This is a genomic window from Microbacterium sp. K24 (assembly GCF_004794465.1).
In the GTDB taxonomy this organism is placed as follows: Bacteria; Actinomycetota; Actinomycetes; order Actinomycetales; family Microbacteriaceae; genus Microbacterium.
On the sequence record NZ_SSDJ01000138.1, the window covers coordinates 1 to 22,587 of the forward strand.

General features: G+C 68.2%; 22 protein-coding genes and 1 other RNA gene. 10 read left to right on the forward strand and 13 right to left on the reverse strand.

All coding sequences use genetic code 11. From position 1 onward, the window contains the following. Window positions 1-1,016, forward strand: a 1,016-nt coding sequence (locus DW306_RS14570; protein WP_205814188.1) for a 2-oxo acid dehydrogenase subunit E2, incomplete at its 5' end; no start/stop codon positions are given. 8 nt (window positions 1,017-1,024) lie between these two features. Here the strand turns inward: DW306_RS14570 and DW306_RS21645 are convergent. Next, window positions 1,025-2,485, reverse strand: coding sequence for a hypothetical protein (locus DW306_RS21645; protein WP_240747208.1), 1,461 nt, complete (start codon window positions 2,483-2,485; stop codon window positions 1,025-1,027). 163 nt (window positions 2,486-2,648) lie between these two features. On the opposite strand from DW306_RS21645, the gene DW306_RS14580 reads away from it, so the two are divergent. Beyond that, the gene (locus DW306_RS14580) at window positions 2,649-3,359 is read left to right on the forward strand and encodes a DUF4191 domain-containing protein (protein WP_136056319.1); all 711 of its coding nucleotides are present in this window, start codon (window positions 2,649-2,651) and stop codon (window positions 3,357-3,359) included. Between the two features lie 63 nt (window positions 3,360-3,422). On the opposite strand, the gene DW306_RS14585 is transcribed toward DW306_RS14580, so the two are convergent. Further along, entirely contained in the window at window positions 3,423-4,610 is a 1,188-nt protein-coding gene (locus DW306_RS14585) for a RimK family alpha-L-glutamate ligase (protein ID WP_136056320.1), read from the reverse strand. 17 nt (window positions 4,611-4,627) lie between these two features. Here DW306_RS14585 and DW306_RS14590 point away from each other — a divergent pair, with 17 nt between their 5' ends. Further along, complete coding sequence (locus DW306_RS14590; RefSeq protein ID WP_136056321.1) at window positions 4,628-5,116, forward strand: RimK/LysX family protein; 489 nt, start codon at window positions 4,628-4,630, stop codon at window positions 5,114-5,116. 7 nt (window positions 5,117-5,123) lie between these two features. Here DW306_RS14590 and DW306_RS14595 read toward each other — a convergent pair whose 3' ends face one another. Further along, entirely contained in the window at window positions 5,124-5,552 is a 429-nt protein-coding gene (locus DW306_RS14595) for an RDD family protein (protein ID WP_168429343.1), read from the reverse strand. Window positions 5,553-5,673: 121 nt separating this feature from the next. On the opposite strand from DW306_RS14595, the gene glnA (DW306_RS14600) reads away from it, so the two are divergent. Further along, entirely contained in the window at window positions 5,674-7,098 is a 1,425-nt protein-coding gene (gene glnA, locus DW306_RS14600) for a type I glutamate--ammonia ligase (RefSeq protein ID WP_136056322.1), read from the forward strand. 107 nt (window positions 7,099-7,205) lie between these two features. Beyond that, window positions 7,206-8,363, forward strand: a complete 1,158-nt coding sequence (locus DW306_RS14605; RefSeq protein WP_240747224.1) for an AI-2E family transporter — start codon at window positions 7,206-7,208, stop codon at window positions 8,361-8,363. 70 nt (window positions 8,364-8,433) lie between these two features. Here DW306_RS14605 and DW306_RS14610 read toward each other — a convergent pair whose 3' ends face one another. Continuing rightward, complete coding sequence (locus tag DW306_RS14610; RefSeq protein WP_136056324.1) at window positions 8,434-8,943, reverse strand: hypothetical protein; 510 nt, start codon at window positions 8,941-8,943, stop codon at window positions 8,434-8,436. Between the two features lie 146 nt (window positions 8,944-9,089). On the opposite strand from DW306_RS14610, the gene DW306_RS14615 reads away from it, so the two are divergent. The 3 genes from DW306_RS14615 (at window position 9,090) to DW306_RS14625 (ending at window position 11,090) form a co-directional block, all read left to right on the forward strand. After that, window positions 9,090-9,578: a pyridoxamine 5'-phosphate oxidase family protein gene (locus tag DW306_RS14615; RefSeq protein WP_136056325.1), complete on the forward strand. Its 489-nt coding sequence runs from the start codon at window positions 9,090-9,092 to the stop codon at window positions 9,576-9,578. A gap of 65 nt (window positions 9,579-9,643) precedes the next feature. Continuing rightward, window positions 9,644-9,850 carry a glycine zipper family protein gene (locus tag DW306_RS14620; protein WP_136056326.1) on the forward strand — a complete coding sequence of 69 codons (207 nt, stop codon included), beginning with the start codon at window positions 9,644-9,646 and terminating at the stop codon, window positions 9,848-9,850. Window positions 9,851-9,977: 127 nt separating this feature from the next. After that, on the forward strand, window positions 9,978-11,090 hold the full coding sequence (locus tag DW306_RS14625) for an AI-2E family transporter (RefSeq protein ID WP_240747209.1): 1,113 nt from the start codon (window positions 9,978-9,980) through the stop codon (window positions 11,088-11,090). A 23-nt stretch (window positions 11,091-11,113) separates the two neighbouring features. Here the strand turns inward: DW306_RS14625 and DW306_RS14630 are convergent, their stop codons facing one another. Genes DW306_RS14630 through DW306_RS14645 form a run of 4 tightly spaced genes read right to left on the reverse strand, consistent with a single transcriptional unit; the run spans window position 11,114 to window position 16,637 of the window. Next, entirely contained in the window at window positions 11,114-12,034 is a 921-nt protein-coding gene (locus tag DW306_RS14630; RefSeq protein WP_136056328.1) for a diacylglycerol kinase family protein, read from the reverse strand. Between the two features lie 50 nt (window positions 12,035-12,084). Beyond that, the gene (locus tag DW306_RS14635) at window positions 12,085-15,060 is read right to left on the reverse strand and encodes a bifunctional [glutamine synthetase] adenylyltransferase/[glutamine synthetase]-adenylyl-L-tyrosine phosphorylase (RefSeq protein ID WP_136056329.1); all 2,976 of its coding nucleotides are present in this window, start codon (window positions 15,058-15,060) and stop codon (window positions 12,085-12,087) included. Window positions 15,061-15,069: 9 nt separating this feature from the next. Further along, window positions 15,070-16,407, reverse strand: coding sequence for a type I glutamate--ammonia ligase (gene glnA / locus DW306_RS14640; protein ID WP_116634839.1), 1,338 nt, complete (start codon window positions 16,405-16,407; stop codon window positions 15,070-15,072). A 2-nt stretch (window positions 16,408-16,409) separates the two neighbouring features. Then, on the reverse strand, window positions 16,410-16,637 hold the full coding sequence (locus DW306_RS14645) for an SPOR domain-containing protein (RefSeq protein ID WP_136056330.1): 228 nt from the start codon (window positions 16,635-16,637) through the stop codon (window positions 16,410-16,412). Window positions 16,638-16,705: 68 nt separating this feature from the next. Here DW306_RS14645 and DW306_RS14650 point away from each other — a divergent pair, with 68 nt between their 5' ends. Then, on the forward strand, window positions 16,706-17,452 hold the full coding sequence (locus DW306_RS14650; RefSeq protein WP_136056331.1) for an ROK family protein: 747 nt from the start codon (window positions 16,706-16,708) through the stop codon (window positions 17,450-17,452). 57 nt (window positions 17,453-17,509) lie between these two features. Here the strand turns inward: DW306_RS14650 and rnpB are convergent. The 4 genes from rnpB to DW306_RS14670 form a co-directional block, all read right to left on the reverse strand. Beyond that, window positions 17,510-17,866, reverse strand: an RNA gene (gene rnpB / locus DW306_RS14655) — RNase P RNA component class A. A gap of 43 nt (window positions 17,867-17,909) precedes the next feature. After that, window positions 17,910-19,607: a bifunctional 3'-5' exonuclease/DNA polymerase gene (locus tag DW306_RS14660; RefSeq protein WP_136056332.1), complete on the reverse strand. Its 1,698-nt coding sequence runs from the start codon at window positions 19,605-19,607 to the stop codon at window positions 17,910-17,912. A gap of 22 nt (window positions 19,608-19,629) precedes the next feature. Further along, window positions 19,630-20,364, reverse strand: a complete 735-nt coding sequence (locus DW306_RS14665; protein ID WP_136056333.1) for a C4-type zinc ribbon domain-containing protein — start codon at window positions 20,362-20,364, stop codon at window positions 19,630-19,632. A gap of 37 nt (window positions 20,365-20,401) precedes the next feature. Continuing rightward, window positions 20,402-20,785: a YchJ family metal-binding protein gene (locus DW306_RS14670; RefSeq protein WP_136056334.1), complete on the reverse strand. Its 384-nt coding sequence runs from the start codon at window positions 20,783-20,785 to the stop codon at window positions 20,402-20,404. A gap of 61 nt (window positions 20,786-20,846) precedes the next feature. Between DW306_RS14670 and DW306_RS14675 the strand changes: the two genes are divergently transcribed. Then, on the forward strand, window positions 20,847-21,686 hold the full coding sequence (locus DW306_RS14675; RefSeq protein WP_136056335.1) for an aldo/keto reductase: 840 nt from the start codon (window positions 20,847-20,849) through the stop codon (window positions 21,684-21,686). Window positions 21,687-21,695: 9 nt separating this feature from the next. Here the strand turns inward: DW306_RS14675 and DW306_RS14680 are convergent, their stop codons facing one another. Beyond that, on the reverse strand, window positions 21,696-22,532 hold the full coding sequence (locus DW306_RS14680) for a helix-turn-helix transcriptional regulator (RefSeq protein ID WP_136056336.1): 837 nt from the start codon (window positions 22,530-22,532) through the stop codon (window positions 21,696-21,698). Between the last annotated feature and the right edge of the window lie 55 nt (window positions 22,533-22,587).

Below are 22,587 nucleotides of genomic sequence, written 5' to 3' on the forward strand. Positions count from 1 at the left end.
CCCCCGCACCTGCCGCGGCCCCCGCCGAGCCGGCGCCTGCCGCGGCGTCTGCTCCTGCTGCGGCCGCCGAGACGGCACCGAAGCTCAACCTCCCGACCGAGAGCGACAACCTCTACGTCACTCCGCTGGTTCGTCGCCTGGCCTCCCAGCAGGGCGTGGATCTGGCGTCTGTCACCGGAACCGGTGTCGGCGGTCGCATCCGCAAGGAAGACGTGCTGAAGGCGGCCGAGGCTGCTGCCAGCGCTCCGGCTGCTTCGGCACCGGCGGCTGCAGCTGCTCCGGCGCCTCTCGAGGTCTCGCCGCTGCGGGGCACCACGCAGCCGATGTCGCGTCTGCGCAAGGTCCTCGCGAAGCGGGCCGTCGAGTCGATGCAGCAGACGGCTCAGCTGACCACGGTCGTCGAGGTCGACGTCACGGCTCTTGCGGACTACCGCGACAGCGTGAAGGCGTCGTTCCTGGAGAAGACGGGCGACAAGCTGTCGTTCCTGCCGTTCTTCGCCCTGGCCACCGCGGAGGCCCTGCAGGCCTTCCCGATCGTGAACGCCACGGTCGACGGCGAGAACATCGTGTACCCGGCGAGCGAGAACGTGTCGATCGCGGTCGACACGGAGCGCGGCCTGCTCACGCCGGTGCTGCGTGACGCGGCGTCGAAGAACATCGCTCAGATCGCTCACGAGATCGCGGACCTCGCGGCTCGCACGCGCGACAACAAGCTGAAGCCCGACGAGCTCGCCGGCGGCACGTTCACGCTGACCAACACGGGTTCGCGTGGCGCGTTGTTCGACACGCCCGTCGTGTTCCTGCCCCAGTCCGCGATCCTCGGCACCGGTACGGTCGTCAAGCGTCCTGGTCTGGTGAAGGTCGGCGGTGCCGACGCCATCGCGGTGCGATCATACGTGTACCTCGCACTCTCGTACGATCACCGGATCATCGACGGCGCCGACGCTGCTCGTTTCCTGGGCGCCGTCAAGGCCCGCCTGGAGGCGGCGCAGTTCGCCGCACAGCTCGGAGCCTGACACTCGTATCATCCTGGCTGGTCCGCGACGCCGTAGACGTCGCGGACCAGCCATTTTTCGTCTTGCCGCACGAGGACGAGCATCTGGTCGGGTGCAGCGGTGCCGACCGCTCCGTCTTCGCCGGGATCGACCACGGGCGAACCGAGCCTGACCACCGCGACGTCGCCGTACTCGTCGACCAGTTCGATCGTCGGCGTGCCGCCGGCAGCGGAGGCGAGCGCGTCCACCACTCCGGCGGACCCCGTCACGACCACGTCGGTGCAGACCAGATCCTCCGCAACATGGCATTCGGCGATCTGCGTCAGGAGGGTGGATGCCGCGGCGACCGGATCGTCGCGCGCCGCTGCGGCGCCCGGCGTCGCCGCGGCTTCCTCCTGAGCGACTCCGCCCACGTCACTTTCATCGGGCGGCGCGGAGACCGCCGGGGACGGATCCGCTGACGGAACCCCGCCGCGCGCAGCATTCGCCGACTCCGCCGAGTCCCCTGACGGCCACAGCAGGCCGCCGACGAGCACAGCGGCCGCTGCGGCCCCCGCGAAGAGCAGCAGGGGACGCTTTCCCGCGCGACTCCCCGCACGCGCCGGAGGTCTCACTGACTCCCCACGACGGGCGACGACCGCTCCGGATCGCGACGAGAAGTGCGATCCGAACGGCTCGAGACCCGATCGCAGCCGCCGCACAACCGCGACGACACTCGAAGGATGCCGTGTCGGCACCGACCGCGCACGCCCGTCTCGTCGCGCGGCTCGACTCGACGGTGGGCGCCGGTGGTCGAGGACCAGCGTCCGCGCCACCTCGCGTGCGCGCTCCGGCGCGTGCACCTCCCGTTCGAGCGGACGCGGCGCCGCGATCGCCAGGAGCTCCTTCTCCCAGTCCTCCAACGATCGGTGCGGCACACGGGGCTGCGTCAGAGCCTTCACGATCCCGTCTTCGATCGTGGTGAGCACCCGTGTCAGCGCTTTGTCCCCGCACTCGTCGCGCAACCGCTCGATGACCTCCGTCGCACCGACCCGTGGGTCTTCCCCCTGGCCGATGACGAAGGTGGGGCGGCCGCCATCGGTCAGCCACCACACCCCCGTCTGCACCGCGTCGGCGCTCTCGCCGAGTTCATCGAGGCCCCGCAGCAGGCTCACCACGAGCGTGCTGCATTCGCCCGACGTCAACGCGGCGTCGGCAGCCGTGCGACGGACCAGGAACCCCAGAACCCGGTCGGTGCACCATGGCAGCAGCGCGTCGTGGCCGTCGGCACGCCGGATGACGTCGACCGGACTCGCGACATGCTCGGCGCCCGCGAAACGCCACCCCACCCATCCGGCGAGTGAAGCGGCATCCACCCGAACAGCCACCCCGTCCCCTCGGGTGACGAGCGTTCCGGCGAACGGACCCTCGGTCGGATCGAGTGTGCGGACGACACGATGCGCTCCCGGGAGGAGCACGGTGCCCCGGTCTTCGATCTCGACGTCTGCCATGCCTCCATCACAGCCCACGGACGCCCCGGGAAGGACCGATCGACGTCGATGTGGATGGATCGAGGAGATCCGGGCCAATGTGGAGGAAGAGTCGAGCCGCCCCGCGCTCCGCTGGGCGCGAACTCGACATCACGGCATCCGCGAACTGGGTAGGCTGGTGCCCATGGCAAAGCGTGCTCCTGAACCCGAAAAGCGTCCTGGGTTCTTCTCCCAGATCAAGTCCCTCTTCCGGTTCACCCGCGAGGCCTACACCTGGCTTCCGTGGGTCCAGGCCGCGATCCTCATCGCCGGGGTCCTGATCGGCCTCATCGCCGGCTTCCTGATCCCGCCGTTCCAGGTCTGGACGCTCATCCTCTGGGGCATCACCGGCCTCATGCTCGGTGTTCTGGGCGCGCTTTTCCTGATGACCCGACTCTCCACGTCGGCGATGTACACGAAGATCGACGGCATGCCCGGAGCGACGGGCCACGTGCTCAGCACGAGCCTCGGCCGCAACTGGCAGGCCTCGGAGACCCCGGTCGGCATCAACCCGAAGACGCAGGAAGCGGTCTACCGCACCATCGGCCGCGGCGGCATCGTCGTCGTCGGCGAAGGTGCCCGCGGACGTCTGACGCGTCTCGTCAACGAAGAGCGCAGCAAGGCGCAGCGCGTCGCCCACGGCGTTCCCGTGACGGTGCTCTACGTCGGCCACGGCGATGACGAGGTCGCCATCGCCGATCTCTCCAAGACCATCAAGAAGCTGCCCAAGGCGATCGACAAGACCACCATGGCCGCAGTCATCCGGCGCATCGACTCCGTGTCGCAGTCGCTGTCGTCGCTGCCGATCCCGAAGGGCATCGACCCGACCAAGGTCCGCGCGCAGCGTCCGCGCTGAGCGCCACAGCATCCGCCTCGAAAGCGCGGCCGCCCTCTGAACGAGGTGCGGCCGCGTTCTCGTTCACTCGGAGAGCGGCTGCCGGGGCAGGCGACGCACCTTCGCGCGACGCCGGCGGCGCTCGGGAACCATCGATCGCATCTCGTCGAGCTTGCCGAAGCAGAAGAGCCGGTCGTCGGCTTCGAGCACCACGTGCTTGCGCGGGTTCGGGATCACGCTGACACCCCGATGCAGCGTCAGCACGGTGATGTCCCTCTCCCAGAGCCCCGCCTCCCCCAGCGTCTTGCCGACGAGGTCGACCGCCCCGTGCACCATGAGCTCGGCGACGCCGTAGCCAGTGGAGACGGTGAGGCGCTGACGCACGTCGATCTCGGGGAACGCGACCTGCCCGGCGATGTAGTCGATGATCGCGCCGGCGACGTCGAGCTTGGTGGCGCTCTCGATGCCCTGCAGCCCTGGCGAGGAGTTGACCTCCATCACCAGCGGGCCGTCTTCGCCCTCGAGCATGTCGACGCCCGCGACGCGAAGTCCCATGATCTGCGCCGATCGCACGGCCGCCCGCTCGTACACCGGGTCGAGCTCGATCGCCGCGACCGAACCCCCGCGGTGCACGTTCGAGCGGAACTCGTCACCCGCCGCGGAACGCCGCATGGCCGCCACGACCCTGTCGCCCACGACGAGAGCACGGATGTCGCGCCCGCGGCTCTCGGAGATGAACTTCTGGATGAGCACGTTCTGCTTCGTGGAATGCAGGGTCTCGATGATCGCCTCGGCGACCTTCACCTGGGGGGCCAGGATCACGCCGATCCCCTGGGTGCCCTCGAGCAGCTTGATGACGACAGGAGCCCCGCCGACCCGCTCGATCGCCGGACGCACGTCGGCGCGATTGCGCACGAAGGCCGTCGGCGGCATCGCGATGTTGTGACGGGACAGGATCTGATTGGCGCGCAGCTTGTCCCGTGCGCTCGAGATGCCGTTCGCGGTGTTCGGCGTGTAGACGTCCATCTGCTCGAACTGGCGCACGACGGCCGTGCCGAAGTACGTGATCGAGTTGCCGATACGGGGCAGGATCGCGTCGTAGTCGCTGAGCTGGCGACCCCGGTAGTGCAGGTCGGGTTCGTCGGAGGTCAGGTCGATCGCGAAGCGCAGCGTGTTCAGAACCTTGACGTTATGACCGCGCTGGAGCGCAGCCGCACGCAGCCGCTGGGTGGAGTACGCCTGGGGCGCACGGGAGAGCACTGCGATCTTCACGGAGAATTCCTGCCAGGATGGGTCGAGTGAACAAGTCATCCCATTCAAACACCCTTACGGGGTGGCGAGAGTGGGTGAGCCTTCCCGATCTCGGGGTCGACTGGCTGAAAGCGAAGATCGACACCGGCGCCCGCACCTCCTCGTTGCACGCCTTCGACGTGCACGAGTTCGAGCGCGAGGGCGAGGAGTGGGTCCGATTCCGGGTCAAGCCCTGGCAGGACAGCCAGGAGGATGCCGTCGTCGTCGAGACTCCGGTCCACGACAGGCGTGCGGTGCGCAGTTCGTCGGGTCACGCGCAGGAGCGCCTCGTGGTGAAGCTGCTCGTGCGTCTGGTGGACCGCGAGGTGCTCGCCGAGGTCACGCTCAGCAATCGAGACGAGATGGGCTTCCGCATGCTGATCGGACGCGAAGCGCTGCGTCACGGGTACATCGTGGACCCGGCGCGCTCGTTCCTGGGCGGAAGGGCGCCGCGCGAGGCACGCCGACGCAACCGCGGTCGCAGCTGACTCCCGCTCAGGTGCGGATCAGGATCGTGCCGACGGCCTTGTCGTGCAGGCCGCGCTGATCGGCATCCCAGATCACTGCGGGCACGACGAGGATCAGCAGCAGGGTGCGCACGATCGGCCGCCAGAGGCCGACCCAGGCCCCGTCGAGGCGCACGACGCGCATGCCGAGGATGCGGTGGCCGGGGCTGCCGCCGGCGGTCGGGATGAACAGGATCTGCAGAACGGTGAACACGAGCATCGGGGCGAACTGCGAGAGCCCGGCCTCGGCGGGAAGCGCGAACTGATCGAATCCCAGGAAGGCGGTCGCGATGATCGTCGCAGCGGCGTAATCGATGGCCAGGGCGCCGATGCGACGGCCGACGCGGGCCACGCTCCCCGACCCCGAGGACGGCAGTCCGAGTCGTTCACCGGGGTATGTGTTCACAGCATCCGTCACTGCTCCAGCCTAAGCGACCCCTGTAACATGCCCGAAACAATACGGACACCCTGGGGAAACGCCCCAGCCGTACTGTGCACAATGGCCGTGAAGCCATCGATCCGCAATCCAGGAGTCGTACATGTTCAAAGATTCGTCCGAGGTTCTGAGCTACATCAAGGAGAACGACGTCAAGTTCCTTGACATCCGTTTCACCGATCTCCCGGGTGTGCAGCAGCACTTCAACATTCCTGCGGCAACGGTCGATGAGGCGTTCTTCACCGAGGGCCAGCTCTTCGACGGCTCCTCGATCCGCGGCTTCGCGAGCATCCACGAGTCCGACATGCAGCTCATCCCGGATGTCACGACGGCGTACGTCGACCCCTTCCGCGAGGCGAGCACCCTCGTGATGATCTTCGACATCTACAACCCGCGCACCGGCGAGATCTACTCGAAGGACCCGCGTCAGGTCGCCAAGAAGGCCGAGAAGTACCTCGCCTCCACCGGCATCGCCGACACCGCGTACTTCGCCCCTGAGGCCGAGTTCTACATCTTCGACGACGTGCGCTACTCCGTCACCGCCGGTGAGAGCTTCTACAAGGTCGACTCCGAAGAGGCCGCGTGGAACACCGGTCGCGAGGAAGAAGGCGGAAACCTCGCCAACAAGACCCCGTACAAGGGCGGCTACTTCCCCGTCTCCCCCGTCGACAAGACGGCAGACCTCCGCGACGACATCACGCTGAAGCTGATCGACGCCGGTTTCATCCTGGAGCGCTCGCACCACGAGGTGGGCACGGCCGGCCAGCAGGAGATCAACTACCGCTTCGACACGATGGTCCACGCGGCGGACGACATCCTGAAGTTCAAGTACATCGTCAAGAACACCGCCAACGAGTGGGGCAAGGTCGCGACCTTCATGCCCAAGCCGCTCTACGGCGACAACGGCTCCGGCATGCACACGCACCAGTCGCTGTGGGACGGCGGCAAGCCGCTGTTCTACGACGAGGCAGGCTACGGCCAGCTCAGCGACATCGCGCGCTGGTACATCGGCGGCATCCTGGCGCACGCGCCGGCCCTGCTGGCCTTCACGAACCCGACCCTGAACAGCTACCACCGTCTGGTCAAGGGCTTCGAGGCTCCGGTCAACCTGGTCTACTCGGCCGGCAACCGCTCCGCCGCGATCCGCATCCCGATCACGGGCTCCAACCCGAAGGCCAAGCGCATCGAGTTCCGCGCGCCCGACGCCTCCGGCAACCCGTACCTCGCCTTCGCCGCGCAGCTGATGGCCGGCCTCGACGGCATCAAGAACCGCATCGAGCCGCACGAGCCGGTCGACAAGGACCTCTACGAGCTTCCTCCCGAGGAGGCCAAGGGCATCCCGCAGGTCCCGAACTCCCTGCTGGACTCCCTCGACGCACTGGCTGAGGACCACCAGTTCCTTCTTGAGGGCGGCGTGTTCACCAAGGAGCTCATCGAGACCTGGATCTCGTACAAGTACGAGAACGAGATCCTCCCAATGGCACAGCGCCCGCACCCGTTCGAGTACGAGCTGTACTTCGGCGTCTGACATCTCGCCGACCGACACGGAAGCCCGCCCCAGCCTCGCGCTGGGGCGGGCTTTCCCGTTCGCACGATAACGTGGCGTGACCGCGGCTATTCAAGGAGTGCAGGATGATGTTCCCGATCTTTCGACGGCCGCAGGACCCCGCGGCACCGGCAGCGCCCGCGAAGGGCCTGTGGGCACACGGTTTCGGGCTCGTCGCGACACGCAGCCTGCAGACGCTGGCGGTGCTCGCGCTCGTCGCCGTGGGAGTGCTCGTCATCACCCAGCTGTCGCTGGTGTTCATCCCTGTGACGATCGCGCTGATCCTCGCCTGCGCGATCCACCCGCTGGTCAGCCTGATGCGCCGGCGTGGAGTCCCGTCGATCCTCGCGACCTGGATCGCTCTCATCGGGATCATCGCCGTCCTCGGCGGCGTCATCTGGGTGATCGTGCTCACGGTCCGCAATCAGTGGGATGACCTCGTCGAGTCGGCCACGGACGGCATCTCCCAGGTGACGGACTGGCTCGGCACGCTGCCGTTCGACATCGACGCGATCAACTTGGACGACGTGTGGGCCTCCGCACAGGACTTCCTCACGAGCTCCTCGTTCGGCCAGGGCGCTCTGGCCGGAGTCTCCGCGACCGCGAGCTTCTTCACCGGGCTCGTCCTGATGATCGTGGTGCTGTTCTTCTTCCTGAAGGATGGGCCGCGCATCTGGGAGTTCCTGCTGCGTCCGTTCAGCGGCGAGAGCTACGCCCGTGCACGCCGCATCGGCGACAAGAGCGTCGACGTGTTCGGCAGCTACATCCGGGGCACGTCGATCGTCGCGGCCGCGGACGCGGTCGGAATCGGCGTGGGCCTCGCGATCCTGCAGATCCCCCTCGCACTGCCGCTCGCGGTCATCGTCTTCCTGACCGCGTTCATCCCCCTCGTCGGTGCAACCGCCGCCGGCATCCTCGCCGCCCTCGTCGCCCTCGTCACTCACGGGCCCGTGGCCGCGCTGATCGTGGTCGGCATCGTGGTGCTCGTGAACCAACTGGAAGGCAACTTCCTGCAGCCCGTCGTGATGGCGCGCTCGTTGAAGCTTCACGCTCTGGTGATCCTGCTCGCTCTGACGGCGGGAACGATCCTCGGCGGCATCGTGGGAGCTGTCCTCTCCGTGCCGCTCGCCGCAGCGGCCTGGGGCATCATCACCGTGTGGGACGGTCCGCACACTCCCGCTCGGCCGTTCCGACAGAAGCGCGACGAGAGCGTTCAGCCCTCGCCTGACAGGAAGGTCGAGGCATAACCCCTCGGCACCGACGTCCTTCTCGAGGAGCCTGCTACAGCCTCAGGCTGCAGCGGACTCTTCCCGTCCCTCAGCGCAGGCGTGTCCGACGCCGGCGCTGCGGCAGACGCAGATGCATGGTGGCGAACGCGAGGACGACGAGCGAGCTCCCGAAGACTCCCGCGTCGGGTTCGAAGCCGTCCGTCAAGGGCCAGTCAGCGACTTCGTCGTAGTAGACCGGCCCTGCGTGGCCGACGAAGTACGACAGGACGACTCCTGCCGCGCCCAGGATGAACAGACCGAGCATCCACGCCGCATGACGAATCCACCACCTTCGTAACGGCGGCGCGATGCGGAGCGGCAGGCCGAGCAAGAACACCAGGATGGTGAGCACGGCAGAGACGACAGCGAAGCCGACTACCTGCAGTCCCTCCGTGTAGGCGCCTGCGATGACCGTCCACTCGCCGATCACCAGCCAGGTGATCAGTCCCGTGAGAAAGACATGCGCGGGCAGCAGCGACCATACCTTCCCGGCAGGAACGGAGGTGCGCTGCTCGGGAGACGGAGGCGCTGCGGGGTGAATCTGACTCTCGGCTTCCACAATCGGATCATATGGCTCATAGCGGACGAACAGCCGCGTCGCGTGGCCTTCTGCCTAACGTGACCCCGCTCGCTTCGCAACCCCCTCGGCTCGGACACGCCCCTCGTTCAGGATGGAGATCCATCGAACGCGAAAGGGACGTACTCATGACCGACACCACCCCCACCCAGAGGGTCGCGGAACTGCTCAAGGACTTCCGCTTCGCCATGTTCACCACCCGCAACGCGAATGATCGTCTGGTCTCCCACCCCCTCACCGTGCAGGAGTCCGAGTTCGACGGCGACCTCTGGTTCCTCGTCTCGCGGAGCGCGTCGCTCGTCGCCGACATCGCGAAGGATGAGCGCGTCGGCGTCTCGCTGAGTTCGAACGACTCGTGGGTCTCACTCTCGGGAAGCGCAGAACTCGTCGAGGACAAGGCGAAGGTGAAGGAGCTGTGGAGCCCGACCGTCGAGGCATGGTTCACGAACGGCCCCGATGACCCCGACGTCGGACTGCTGAAGTTCTCGGCCGAGTCCGCCGAGTACTGGGACAGCCCCGGAGGCAAGATCGCCTCGCTGTTCAGCTTCGTTAAGTCGAAGATCACCGGCGAGCCGTACGACGCCGAGAACGAGACGGTCGAGCTCCCGGGCAAGTGATCCCGACGCGATGTCCCCCGCACGACGGATGTGCGGGGGCATCGCGTGCTCGTAGCCTCGATGACATGAGCGACTCAGATGAAGCCTCAAAGAAGGACAAGTCCGGAAGCGGGCTCGCGATCGGCATCGCGCTCGGGTTGCCGATCGGAGCGACGATGGGATTGCTCCTCTTCGACAACATCGCCATCGGAATGGGGTTCGGCATCTCGATCGGGCTCTGCCTCGGCGTCGCATTCGACGCCGCAGGTAAGAAGAAGAACGAAAGCAACTGACTCTTCGGTCCTCGCGTGTCCACCCGGTTGACCCGGGTGATGAGGGATGATCGACTGATGAGTCTGACATCCGACCGGGGGAATCATGCGCCGTAGAAGAGTGATCGCGAGAACCGACGCGACAGCCATGGCCACAGCGCCCGCGAAACCCTCGCAGCCGTCGAACGCCGTCGCGGCGTACGCGCGCACCAACCCGTTCAAGTTCGGTCTCCTCGGAGGCCTCGGTGTGCTGGTGGCGCTGGTCATCGGCGGCATCGTCGATCAGCTCGCCACGGTTCTGGTCTACATCGGGGTCGCGCTCTTCCTCGCCCTCGGACTGGACCCCATCGTGCGGTTCATCGAGAAGAAGCTCCCGCGCGCTGCCGCAGTCGCGATCGTCGTCGCCTCCGTGGTGCTCGCCTTCGCCGGCATCATCCTCGCCATCGTGCCGCTCCTGGTGGAGCAGATCAGCAATCTGATCAAGGACGGTCCGCAGATGGTCCAGGACTTCATGAACAGCGACTGGTTCAAGGACGTGAGCGGGCAATTCGGGTCGACGATCGAGGACGCGGTCCAAGGGGTCCTCAGCTTCATCCAGGATCCGGGCAACTTCGCCGACATCGGCGGCGGTGTGTTCGCCGTCGGCGCGGGCATCGCCGGCGGTTTCACCGGCATCACCATCGTCCTGATCCTCACGCTCTACTTCATGGCCTCACTGCGCGGCATGAAGCGCACGGCGGCCCGATTCGTTCCGGTGTACCAGCGCGAGACGTTCTCGGGACTCCTGGAAGACGTGTCGGGTGCCGTCGGCCGCTATGTGATCGGACAGGCGAGCCTCGCGCTCATCAACGGCGTGCTGAGTCTCATCTTCCTCAGCATCATCGGCGCCCCGGTGCCGGCGCTGCTCGCCCTCATCGCCTTCATCGGGTCGATGATCCCCCTGGTGGGTACCCTCACCGCGTCGATCATCAACTCGCTGATCTGCCTCTTCGTCTCACCGCTGACCGCACTGATCTCGATCGTCTACTACCTCGTCTACATGCAGATCGAGGCATACGTGCTGTCGCCGCGCATCATGAGCAAGGCAGTCGCCGTTCCCGGAGCGCTCGTGGTGATCGCCGCCGTCGCCGGTGGCGCTCTCGGCGGCATCCTCGGCGCGCTGGTGGCGATCCCCGTCGCGGCCAGCATCATCATCATCGTGCAGAAGGTGACCTTCCCGGCACAGGACCGCAAGGTCGTGCCGCCCGAGGTCGCCCTCTGATCGCCTGCTGAACCCGGGTCAGATCACCTGACGAGCAGGGCGCCCGCCTGCACGCGCACGTCGAATGACGACACCTCGCCCATCTCCTCGCCATCGATCTCGAACATCAGCGGCGTCCCCAGTTCCACCGAGATGTTCTCCACGGGCAGGTGGCGCGCGGAGTCGGTGCTCACCGCCTCGTCGGAGGCGCCGAAGAGACGACGGATGCCGTTGTCCCAGACGAACGAGCGGAGCGTGTCGAGCCACTGCAGCGCGCCGTCGGCGCTGATCATGAGCACGTCGAGCTTTCCGTCGTCCAGCACGGCGTCCGGAAGCAGGCGGATGCCTCCCTGCACCATGCCGCAGTTGCCGATCAGCATCGTGTGGCCACGCACGGCGACGGCCTTGTCTCCGTCGATCGCGAGGGTGATATCGGTCATCTCGGTACCCGCGAGCGCGCGACCCATGGCCTCGACGTACGCCAGCCACCCGGCCTTCGACTTGAGATCGTCGTCGGTCTCGACGAGCATCTGCGCATCGACGCCGAAGCCGACCATCACCGCGAACGCGTGCTCGGTGCCGTCGTATGACACCCAGCCCAGGTCGATGCGGCGCGCCTCACTGTCGCGCACGCGCTCGAGCGCGGCCTTCACGTCGTTGAGCGGCACCTCGAGGTTGCGGGCCAGGAGGTTGCCCGTGCCCTGCGGCACGATCCCGAGCATCGTCTCCGAGCCGGCCAGCGACTCGGCCACCGCGCGGACGGTGCCGTCTCCACCGACAGCGATGACGATGTCGCGGCCGTCGTCACGCGCCTCCTTCGCCATGCCCCGACCCGGGTCCTCCGGGGTGGTCTCCCACCAGCGGACGTCGGTTTCGTCGCCGAAGACTTCGCTCACGGCATCTTGCAGCACCTCCTGCTCGACCTTCGAGGGGTTCCAGACGATACCGATGCGCGCGTGTGTCATAGCGTCAGCTTGAGTCACCGCGTCGGATACTGCAAACCCAGGCGGCGGGGTCAGCCGTAGAACAGGTGCTCGAACGACTTCCGGGCCCGCCGGGTGACCCCGAGATAGTCCTCTTCCAGCTCGGTCGCCGAGCGATCGGGATAGCCGAGCAGTCGCGCGATCGCATCGAGCTCCCGGCGATCGGCCGGCAGCACGTCGCTGGTCTTGCCGGTCAGGAGGGTGATCGCCGACCGCAGCCGACTGGCCAGTCGCCACGCCTCCCGAAGACGCTCCGCGTCGGGTTCGGGCACGAAGCCGGCCTCGACTGCCGCATCCAGCGCGGAGATCGTGGAGGTCGTGCGAAGTCCGGGGACATCATGCGCGTGCTGGAGCTGGATCAACTGCACGAGCCACTCCACGTCGCTGAGCGTGCCCGGACCGAGCTTGAGATGCCGACGCGGGTCGGCGCCCTGAGGCAGTCGCTCCCCCTCGACCCGAGCCTTGATCCGCTTGATCTCTCGCGTACCCTGCAGGTCGACCTTCTCGGGGTAGCGGATCGAGTCCGCGAGTGCCGTGAACCGGGCGATCAGCTTCGCACTGCCGGCGACGCCGCGGGCGCGGAGCAGAGCCTGCGCCTCCCACGACAGCGACCATCGTCGGTAGTACTCCGTGTACGCCTCGATGGACCGCACAACGGGCCCCTGGCGGCCTTCCGGCCGGAGATCGGCGTCCAGGTCCAGCGGGACCCGATGATCCGTCAGATGCTCGCGCAGCCCCGCGACGATCCTCGTGGCGAGTGCCTGGGCACGGTGACCGTCGACGCCGTTCGCGTCATAGACGTACAGGATGTCGGCGTCGGACCCGAATCCGAGCTCGGCACCGCCGAAGCGCCCCATCGCGATCACGGCGAAGTCGAGCGCATCGTCTTCGGGCGGGACGACCTCCCTGATGACCGCGCGCAGAGCCGCCTGGATCGTGGCCGCGGTGATCTCGGTGAGTGCGGTCGCGACCTCCTCGATCGTCAGCACGTCGAGGACTCCTCCCATCGCGGTGCGGAGGAGCTCGCGCCGTCGGAGGGCGCGGACCGCGCGCAGGGCGTCGGTCACCGTCTCGTGGCGCGTCTGGATCGCGCGCGCCTCCTCGTCCAGTGCGGCCGCGCCGCGCGGCCGCAGCCGCTCGGCGCTGTCGAGCCACGCGACCGACTCGGGGATCCACTCCATCAGCTCGCCGATGTACCGAGAGGACGACAGCAGGCGCGTCAGGCTCTCGGCGGCTCCGGAGGAATCGCGCAGCATCCGCAGGAACCAGGGGGTGTCCCCCAGTCGCTCGCTGATCCGCCGGAAAGCGATGAGGGCGTAATCGGGGTCGCTGCCGTCGGCGAACCAGCGCACCATGATCGGCATCAGTGCCCGCTGGATCGTCACCTTGCGGCTGAGCCCGGTGGTCAGCGCGCCGATGTGTCGCAACGCGCCCGCCGGATCGCGGAAGCCGATCGCGGCCAGGCGGTCATGTGCCTGCGCGGCGGAGAGCGTCCGCTCCTCCTCGGGAAGCCCGGCGACGGCACTGAGCAGCGGGCGGTAGAACAGGCGCGTGTGGATCTCGCGCACCTCACGGCGAACGCTCTCCCATCGCGTCCAGATGCCCTCGCCGCTCTCGGCCAGTCCTGTGCCGCGGGCCAGCACGCGGAGTCCCGCCGGCGTCCGCGGCAGGAGGTGGGTGCGGCTCAACTCGCGCAGCTGCAGGCGGTGCTCCATCAGCCGCAGGACGCGATAGTCGTCTGCGAACGTCGCGGCATCCGCTCGTCCGATGTAGCCGCCGGCGACGAGCGCGTCGAGACTCTCGAGGGTGCCGCGGGTGCGCAGCGACTCATCGGTGAGGCCGTGCACGAGCTGGAGCAGCTGCACGGTGAACTCGATGTCGCGCAGCCCGCCGGCGCCGAGTTTCAGCTGATAGGGCGCGTCCTCCGGGTCGATGTGCTCGGTGACGCGTTCCCGCATCTTCTGGACGCTCTCGACGAAGTCCTCTCTGGCGGCGCTCGACCAGATCTTCGGCTGCACGGCGGCGATGTACTCCGCCCCCAGTTCAGGATCACCGGCGAGCGGTCGTGCCTTCAGCAGCGCCTGGAACTCCCAGCTCTTCGCCCAACGGTCGTAGTACGCGAGGTGAGAGGCGAGCGAACGAACCAGCGCGCCCTGCTTGCCCTCCGGACGCAGGTTGGCATCGACCTCCCACAGCGGAGGCTCGACCTCGATGCTGTCGAGACCGCGCATCGTCTCGCGGGCCAGCCGGGTGGCGATGTCGATCGCTTTCGGCTCGGCGACGATCTCCTCATCACTGGTTCCGCCGACGAAGATGACGTCCACGTCGCTGACGTAGTTCAGCTCCCGGGCTCCGGATTTCCCCATCCCGATGATCGCGAGCCGCGTCGCGGCGACCTGCTCCTCCGGCACGCTCTCGCGCAGCCGTGCGCGGGCGATCGCCAGCGAGGCCTCGAGAGCCGCCCCGGCGGCATCTGCCAGCGCGGCCGACACCTCGGCGACGACCGTCTGCGGTTCCGGATGCGTCAGGTCGTAGGCGGCGATGGCCGCGAGGCTCCGGCGATACGCGACCCGCACGGCGACCACGGCGGCGTCATCGCCCGACCGTGCGAAGCCGCCCTTCGTGCCGACCGCGTCCAGCATCTGCGCGCGAAGAGCGTCCGGGGTCGGGAGAGAAGCGTTCGGCTCCCCCAGCACCGTCAGCTGCTCCGGATGCCGGAGGAAGAAGTCCGCCAGACCCTCCGACGCACCGAAGACCCGCCACACGCGATGGCGCGCTTCGGCGTCGGCGAGGAGGGCCTTCAACGGCTCCGGGTCTCGACGCGCGACGCGCACCATCCCTCTCACGGCGGCGTCGGGATCCGCGGCATCCGCCCCTTCGAGCAGCGACGATCTCGAGATGCCGAGAACCGTCGCCAGCTCGGAAAGGGATGCTGCGGCGTCGCTCAGCTCGGCGAAGCCGAGCCTGGCCAGAGCGGAGAGTGAGACGGAGTCGTCCGGGCGGGCCATGCGCGACGCTCAGAGGAGTTCGAGGTTGTTCTTCAGCTCCAGCGGGGTGACCTGGCCACGGTAGGCCTCCCACTCCTTGCGCTTGTTGAGCAGCACGTAGTTGAACACCTGCTCGCCCAGGGTCTCTGCGACGAGCTCGGACGCCTCCATGAACTCGAGGGCGTGATCGAGGCTCGCGGGCAGCGCGGAGTAGCCCAACGCGCGCCGCTCGGCGTCGCTGAGCGCCCAGACGTTGTCCTCGGCCTCCGGCGGGAGCTCGTAGCCCTCTTCGATGCCCTTGAGGCCCGCGGCGAGCAGCAGCGAATACGCCAGGTAGGGGTTGGCCGCCGAATCCAGAGCGCGGTACTCGACCCGTGACGACTGCCCCTTGTTCGGCTTGTACATCGGCACCCGGACGAGCGCCGAACGGTTCGCGTGACCCCACGTGACGAAGCTCGGCGCCTCGTCGCCGCCCCAAAGGCGCTTGTAGGAGTTGACGAACTGATTCGTCACTGCAGCGATCTCGTTCGCGTGCCGCAGGAGACCGGCGATGAAGTGGCGTCCGGTCTTGGAGAGCTGGTACTTCGCGCCCTCCTCGTAGAAGGCGTTCTGATCGCCCTCGAACAGGGACATGTGCGTGTGCATGCCGCTGCCCGGGTGGCCGCTGAGAGGCTTCGGCATGAACGTCGCGTAGACGCCCTGCTCGATCGCCACCTCTTTGATCACCGTGCGGAAGGTCATGATGTTGTCGGCCGTCGTGAGCGCATCGGCGTAGCGGAGGTCGATCTCGTTCTGCCCCGGCCCGCCCTCGTGGTGGCTGAACTCCACGGAGATGCCGAGATCTTCCAGCATCCGCACCGAGCGACGACGGAAGTCGTGCGCGGTACCGCCGGGCACGTTGTCGAAGTAGCCGGCAGAGTCGACCGGCACCGGACCCTCCGGGCCGAACGACGACGACTTGAGCAGGTAGAACTCGATCTCGGGGTGCGTGTAGAACGTGAACCCGGCATCGGCGGCCTTGGCCAGCGTGCGCTTGAGGACCTGTCGAGGGTCGGCGACGGCCGGCTGCCCGTCAGGTGTGGTGAGGTCGCAGAACATGCGCGCCGTCGGATCGATCTCGCCGCGCCACGGCAGCGTCTGGAACGTCGTGGGGTCGGGCTGGGCGAGCAGATCGGACTCGTGGCTGCGCGTGAGACCCTCGATCGCCGAGCCGTCGAATCCGATGCCCTCGGCGAAGGCGCCCTCGACCTCGGCCGGCGCGATCGCGACGGATTTGAGCGTGCCGATGACATCGGTGAACCACAGTCGCACGAACTTGACGCCGCGCTCCTCGATGGTCCGGAGGACGAAGTCCCTCTGCTTGTCCATGACTACTCTGCGCCCTGGCCCTTTGCGTCGGAGGACTTCGCGTCCCAGCCCTGCTCGGCCGCCTCTTCCTCGGCCCAGGCGCGCGAACGCTCCTTGAGCACCTCGGGCGCACGGGCTGCTTCGGCAGCGCTGTCGAACGGACCGACCCGGTCGACAGAGGGCGAGATCATGCCGAATTCGACCTGACCGGTCTCGGAGTTGTACCAGTACTTTTCGTCGCCGTCAGACATAGCTGCCCCTTCTTCGCGTGATGTCATCGATCCTACTGGCGTGTGCCGCGGTCGCTAAGCTATCGCTCATGGCAAAAGCGATCGGCGTCGACATCGGCGGTACGGGAATCAAAGCAGGAATCGTCGACCTCACGCACGGCACGATGGCCTCTGACCGCGTGCGCGTCCCCACTCCCGAGGGCGCATCGCCGCAGGACGTGCTGGTCGCGGTGCAGTCGGTTCTCAAGACTCTCGACGTGCACGACTCGACGATGCCGCTGGGCGTCGCCTTCCCCGCGATCGTGAAGCGCGGGAAGACCCTGTCGGCCGCGAACGTCTCCAAGGAATGGCTCGAGTTCGACGCGGAGCGTTTCTTCCGCGACGGTCTCGGTCGCAACATCGTCTTCGTGAACGACGCCGATGCAGCGGGCGTCGCCGAGGCCCGCCACGGCGCAGCGAGAGACGTCCGCGGCCTCACGCTGCTGACCACCCTCGGCACCGGCATCGGTTCTGCGTTCCTCTACGACGGCGTGCTGCTGCCGAACACCGAGCTCGGTCACCTGAACTTCCGCGAATACGATTCCGTCGAGCAGTGGGCGGCCACGTCGGCGCGCGAGCGCGAGAACCTGAGCTGGGAGGCCTGGGCCGAGCGCCTGCAGGCGTTCTACTCGCACATCGAGTTCCTCTTCAGCCCCGACCTGTTCGTGGTGGGCGGCGGCGTGTCGAAGAACGCCGGCGACTTCCTCCCGCTGCTCGAGCTGAAGACCCCGATCGTCCCGGCGATCCACCGCAACAACTCGGGCATCATCGGCGCCGCGTCGCTCGCCGGGGACTAGTCCACCGCACTCATCGAGAAGGCCCCGCTGATCCAGCGGGGCCTTCTGCGTGTGAGGCGAATGGGCCGGCCTGTACGCCGGGTTCTGTTCCGGGGTTCTTCGCCCCTTCGACGGCCATCTCTCTCGGCGACACGTTGCCGTGGCACTCTAGCGGTCTACCCGAGGACTCGGCGAGCCGCGTCAACATCCTCTGTCTGACCTTGCTCCGGGCGAGGTTTACCTGGCGGGTCATGTCACCATGACCCCCGGTGGTCTCTTACACCACCCTTTCACCCTTACCCCTTGCGGGGCGGTCTGCTCTCTGTGGCACTTTCTCGCGGATCACTCCGGGTGGGTGTTACCCACCGCCCTGCCCTGTGGAGCCCGGACGTTCCTCGGTGCGGTTGCCCGCCACGCGGCCGTCCAGCCGACCCATTCGCGTGCTCAGTCTACTTTCTCCGGCATCCGGAGACGGCTCCTACTTCTCCGCGGACTCTGCGATGCGGAGATCCAGCGGCACGTCGATCGGGAAGTCGCCGAACAGTCGACGAGTGGCGACGGATGCCGCGACGCGCACGGCATCGGCCGCCGCTTCGGCCTGCTCCTCGGGGACGTGCAGGATCACCTCGTCGTGGAGGAAGAAGGCCAGATGGGGCTGACGGGCGAACGGACCGGATGCTGCGGCGGGTACGGCCGACTCGGGTGCCCGCTGCAGTCGGTGCCGGATCTCGGCCAGCCAGATCAGCGACCACTCCGCGGCCGTGCCCTGCACGATGAAGTTGCGGGTGAACCGACCCCAGTCCCTGGCGCGCCGACGGGCGAGGGCGACCTCGGCGGGGTCGGCATCCGCTCCGGTCGCTCTGGACTGGAGGTCCGCCCATTCCGCGGATGGTCGGGGTGACGATCGACCCAGCCACGTCGACACGACGCCGCCGTCCTCGCCGGTTCGGGCGGCCGTGTCGACGAGCGCCATCGCCCGCGGATAGACCTTCCGCAGGCGCGGCACCAGCCGACCGCTGTCGCCGGTCGTGGCTCCGTACATCGCGCCGAGCACGGCGTACTTCGCCTGCTCGCGGGTCTCCACCGCACCGGACGCCACGACGCCCTCGTACAGGTCGCTGCCCTGCGCCGCGCGCGCCATCGCCTTGTCGGATGCCATGGCGGCCAGCATCCGCGGTTCCAGCTGCGCGACGTCGGCGACCACCAGCGTCCAGCCGGGATCGGCCCGCACAGCGGGCCGCAGGCTGCGCGGCAACTGCAGGGCTCCCCCGCCCGCCGACGCCCATCGTCCGGTCACGACGCCACCGGGGATGTACACCGGTCGGAACCGCCGGTCCTGCACCCATTCCGCCAGCCACGCCCAGCCGTTGGCGCTGAGCAGTCGGGAGAGCTTCTTGTAGGCGAGCAGGGGCTCCACGACGGCGTGGGACTGCGTCGCGAGCTCCCACCGGCTCGTCGACTCGACATGCACGCCGACCCGGTGCTGGGCGCGGAGCAGCTTGGGCTGGCTGTCGAGATGCAGCGTCGAATCACTGAGGATGGCGCGGACCCGGTCGCCGAGCTCGACCATCCGGCTGGGCAGCCCCCCGGCGGCGGGCCGCGTGCCCAGGGTCTCGGTCAGGATCGCGTCGTGCACCCCCTCGTCCCACGGGAGACCGGCCGCGCGCATCTCCTCGGCGATCAGACCGCCGGCGGATTCCGCCGCACACAGCAGGGTCAGGCGTCCGTCGCGCTCCTGCTCGATCACCCGGCGCTGCGCGCGGAACTGGTCAAGGACCTCGGCGACCGGATCGCCCGCGTCGTCCTGCTCGTCGACGTCGAAGAGGGCGGGCGCGGCATCCGTCGGCTCCCGGCGGATCCAGGCGGCGGACGGCGGCAGCGGTCGCGCCACCTTGTCGGTGTCGCGCAGGATCGCGTGGCACAGCAGCAGGTCGTGCGTGCGCCCGAGACGTACTCCGCCGTCGAGCAGCATCGGATAGATGTCGCGCGCGCTGCGGATGATCCACCGCGGCGCTTCCGCCCGCTCGAGGTCGGCGACCCAGGAGACGAGCTCCGGCACGGACATGGTCAGCCGCGAGATCTCCTCCGCGACCTCATCGAGCTCGACGGCCGCATATCGTCCGGAGCCGAGCGCCACGAGGGCGATCCGCCGTCCCGGCGACGTCGACGCGCTCATCGACGCGGCGCGCGGGCCCCGCTCAAGCGAGCCCGGATTCCTCGGTGCGGACGAGGATGCAGCCGCACTCGGGGCACGTCACGACGAGCTCGTCGGATGCACGGCGGATGTCGTTCAGGTCGGTGCTCGGAAGCACCATGCGGCAGCCTTCGCACGTGCCGCGGGTGAGCAGGGCGGCACCGGCGCTGTTCGCGGCACGACGCGTGTACTCGGCCAGAAGGTCGGACGGCACGGTCGCCGCGACGGCGGCGCGATCACGGGCGAGTTCGGCTCCGCGGTCGGCGGCCGCGGCGACATCGGCCTTGGCCTGCGAGGTGAGCGCCGTGCCCTCGGCCGTCGTCGTCTCGAGCAGCGCCTGCTGCGCGGCGACGGCAGCCTCGGCCTCTTCGAGGCGACCCATGACGTCGAGCTCGGCGTCTTCGAGATCGCTCTGACGCCGCGCCAGGCTCGCCAGCTCGTGCTCGAGCGCCTGGGCATCCTTAGCGCTGGTGGATGCAGCGAGCCGCTCGGCATCGCGGTTGCGACGCTGCTCGACCACCTTGACGTCGGATTCGAGCCTCGTCAGTTCGGAGCGCACGTCGTCGCGGGTTCCGGTGAGCGTCGTGAGCTCACGCAGCTGTTCCTGACGGATGGCGACGAGCTCCGTGATCCGCGCTCCCTGGCTGGGCTGAGTGCGGGCACGTTCGGCCTGCGCGATGCGCCGGTCGAGGTCGGCGATGTCGAGCAGGGTGCGCTGGTTCTCGGGGCTGGCGTTCACGCTCTCAAATCTAGCCGCTGGCCGGACATCCCGCCCGTCACCGCACAGCGCCGTCGAGGTAGTACCAGCGCCGGTCTTCTCGGACGAAGCGACTCCGCTCATGCAGCGAGCCGCGTTCCGCGCCCTGGCGCCAGAACGCCTCGAACTCGACGACGCCCTCGTCGTCGAACGGCCCGCCCGCGACCCGATCGATGATGAGGAGCCTGCGCCAGCTCAGCCCGGGGTCGAAGTCGAGGGAGTCGGGACGCGTCGTCGGGTGCCACGTGCGCAGCAGGTGCTCGGCGTCCTCGAGCGTGAAGGCGGTGAACCGCGACCGCATCAGACGCTCGGCGGTCGGAGCAGGTGATCCCTGCAGTAGCGGACCGCAGCAGGAGTCGAAATCGTTGCCGGAGAGGCACGGGCAGCGCACGGCGTCGGTCATGAGAGCTAGCATCGCAGGTCACGCCCTACGCTGAAGAGACACCCCCCTCGAAGGAGCCTCGATGCCCACTGTTCCGACCTTCACCGCTCACAACGGCTTCGCGCTGCCGGCCATCGGCCTCGGCACCTACGCGCTCAACGGCGATGAGGGCGCGGCCGCCGTGACGAGCGCGCTCGGCGCCGGCTATCGGCTGCTCGACTCGGCGTTCAACTACGAGAACGAAGGGTCGGTCGGCCGCGGCGTCGCGGCATCCGACGTTCCGCGTGGGGAGATCATCGTCACGACGAAGCTCCCGGGGCGCCATCACCCGACGGCGAAGGCCCGCGCGAGCATCGAGGAGAGCCGCTCGCGGCTCGGACTCGACATCACCGACCTCCACCTCATCCACTGGCCGAACCCGTCGCAGGACGAGTACGTGCAGGCGTGGGCGGCTCTCGTCGAGGCGCAGGAGCGCGGTGTCGTGCGTCAGATCGGCGTGTCGAACTTCCTCCCCGAGCACCTCGAGCGCATCGAGCGCGAGACGGGCGTGCGCCCCGTCGTGAACCAGATCGAGCTGCACCCGTATTTCCCGCAGGAGGAGCAGCTGGCGTACCACCGCGAGCACGGCATCCTGACCGAGGCGTGGAGTCCGCTCGGCCGGGCCAAGGCCCTCGTCGAGGAGCCCGTCGTGGTCGAGGTGGCCGCAGCCCATGGCATCACCCCGGTGCAGGCGGTTCTCGCGTGGCACGTCGCCCGGGAGACCGTCTCGATCCCGAAGGCCTCGTCGCTCGAGCACCAGGTCTCGAACCTCGCCGCCGCGGAGATCGTCCTCGACGACTCCGAGGTCGAGGCTCTCACCGCGCTCGGTCGCGCCGACGGTCGGCTCTTCGACGCCGATCCGCGTACCCACGAAGAGTCCTGAGCCGGTCGCTCAGACCGTCTGGATTCCGAGCACCCTGACCAGCTCCAGCTTGCTCGCGGCTTCGCTGCCGGGTGCGGCGGTCAGCACGATCAGCGACTGGGACTCGTCCTCCGTGAAGAGCGCCTGGCAGTCCACCTCGATCTCCCCGAGCTCGGGATGGACGAGGACCTTGTGCTCCTCGAACCGCCGCCGCACCTCCTGCGTCTCCCAGAGCGCGACGAACTCGGGGCTCGTGCGGGTGAGCTCCGCGACGATCTCCCCCGCCCGCGAACGGGTGCCGAGTGCACCGTGCGCGGCGCGCAGCGAGGCCACGAGGGAGCGGCTCTGCAGGCGGTGGTCGCGCTCCGGATAACGACGTCTCTCGGTCTCGGGCTGTGCGAACCAGCGGTAGATGCCGCTGCGCTCGAGACCCTCCCAGCGACTCGCGTCGCCGAGCAGCGCGCGCGCCGCGTCGTTCTGCACGAGCACCTCATCGAGCGCCGAGACGACGAAAGCCGGCGAGTCGTGAAGGCGATCGAGGATGCGCAGCATTCCCGGGCGCACATGTCCGGCGAAGGTCGCGCGGTCCGGTGCGCTGTAGCCCGCGATGCGATGGAGGTAGTCGCGCTCGTCCGAGGTCAGGCGCAGGGCGCGTGCCAGCGCCGCCACGATCTGCAGACTCGGTTGCGGTCCGCGACGCTGCTCGAGACGGGTGTAGTAGTCGGTGGACATCGCGGCGAGCTGCGCGACCTCCTCGCGGCGAAGGCCGGGCGTGCGTCGCCGCGCTCCCGCGCTCAGGCCGACATCGGACGGCTGCAGCATCTCCCGCCGTCGCAGGAGGAACTCCGCCAATGCTTCTCGATCCACTCCTGAAGTATCCCCCGCACGGCCGCCGTCATCCAGGGACCGCCGATCCCTGGAT

Coding starts and splice junctions, on each gene's coding strand:
- DW306_RS14650 (WP_136056331.1), top strand. CDS start 16,706: ATGGCAAAAGCGATCGGCGTCGACATCGGCGGTACGGGAATCAAAGCA.
- DW306_RS14615 (WP_136056325.1), top strand. CDS start 9,090: ATGACCGACACCACCCCCACCCAGAGGGTCGCGGAACTGCTCAAGGAC.
- glnA (WP_136056322.1), top strand. CDS start 5,674: ATGTTCAAAGATTCGTCCGAGGTTCTGAGCTACATCAAGGAGAACGAC.
- DW306_RS14635 (WP_136056329.1), bottom strand. CDS start 15,060: ATGGCCCGCCCGGACGACTCCGTCTCACTCTCCGCTCTGGCCAGGCTC.
- DW306_RS14675 (WP_136056335.1), top strand. CDS start 20,847: ATGCCCACTGTTCCGACCTTCACCGCTCACAACGGCTTCGCGCTGCCG.
- DW306_RS14670 (WP_136056334.1), bottom strand. CDS start 20,785: ATGACCGACGCCGTGCGCTGCCCGTGCCTCTCCGGCAACGATTTCGAC.
- DW306_RS14645 (WP_136056330.1), bottom strand. CDS start 16,637: ATGTCTGACGGCGACGAAAAGTACTGGTACAACTCCGAGACCGGTCAG.
- DW306_RS14660 (WP_136056332.1), bottom strand. CDS start 19,607: ATGAGCGCGTCGACGTCGCCGGGACGGCGGATCGCCCTCGTGGCGCTC.
- DW306_RS14605 (WP_240747224.1), top strand. CDS start 7,206: ATGTTCCCGATCTTTCGACGGCCGCAGGACCCCGCGGCACCGGCAGCG.
- DW306_RS14620 (WP_136056326.1), top strand. CDS start 9,644: ATGAGCGACTCAGATGAAGCCTCAAAGAAGGACAAGTCCGGAAGCGGG.
- DW306_RS14590 (WP_136056321.1), top strand. CDS start 4,628: ATGGGTCGAGTGAACAAGTCATCCCATTCAAACACCCTTACGGGGTGG.
- DW306_RS14625 (WP_240747209.1), top strand. CDS start 9,978: ATGGCCACAGCGCCCGCGAAACCCTCGCAGCCGTCGAACGCCGTCGCG.
- DW306_RS14630 (WP_136056328.1), bottom strand. CDS start 12,034: ATGACACACGCGCGCATCGGTATCGTCTGGAACCCCTCGAAGGTCGAG.
- DW306_RS14580 (WP_136056319.1), top strand. CDS start 2,649: ATGGCAAAGCGTGCTCCTGAACCCGAAAAGCGTCCTGGGTTCTTCTCC.
- glnA (WP_116634839.1), bottom strand. CDS start 16,407: ATGGACAAGCAGAGGGACTTCGTCCTCCGGACCATCGAGGAGCGCGGC.
- DW306_RS21645 (WP_240747208.1), bottom strand. CDS start 2,485: ATGGCAGACGTCGAGATCGAAGACCGGGGCACCGTGCTCCTCCCGGGA.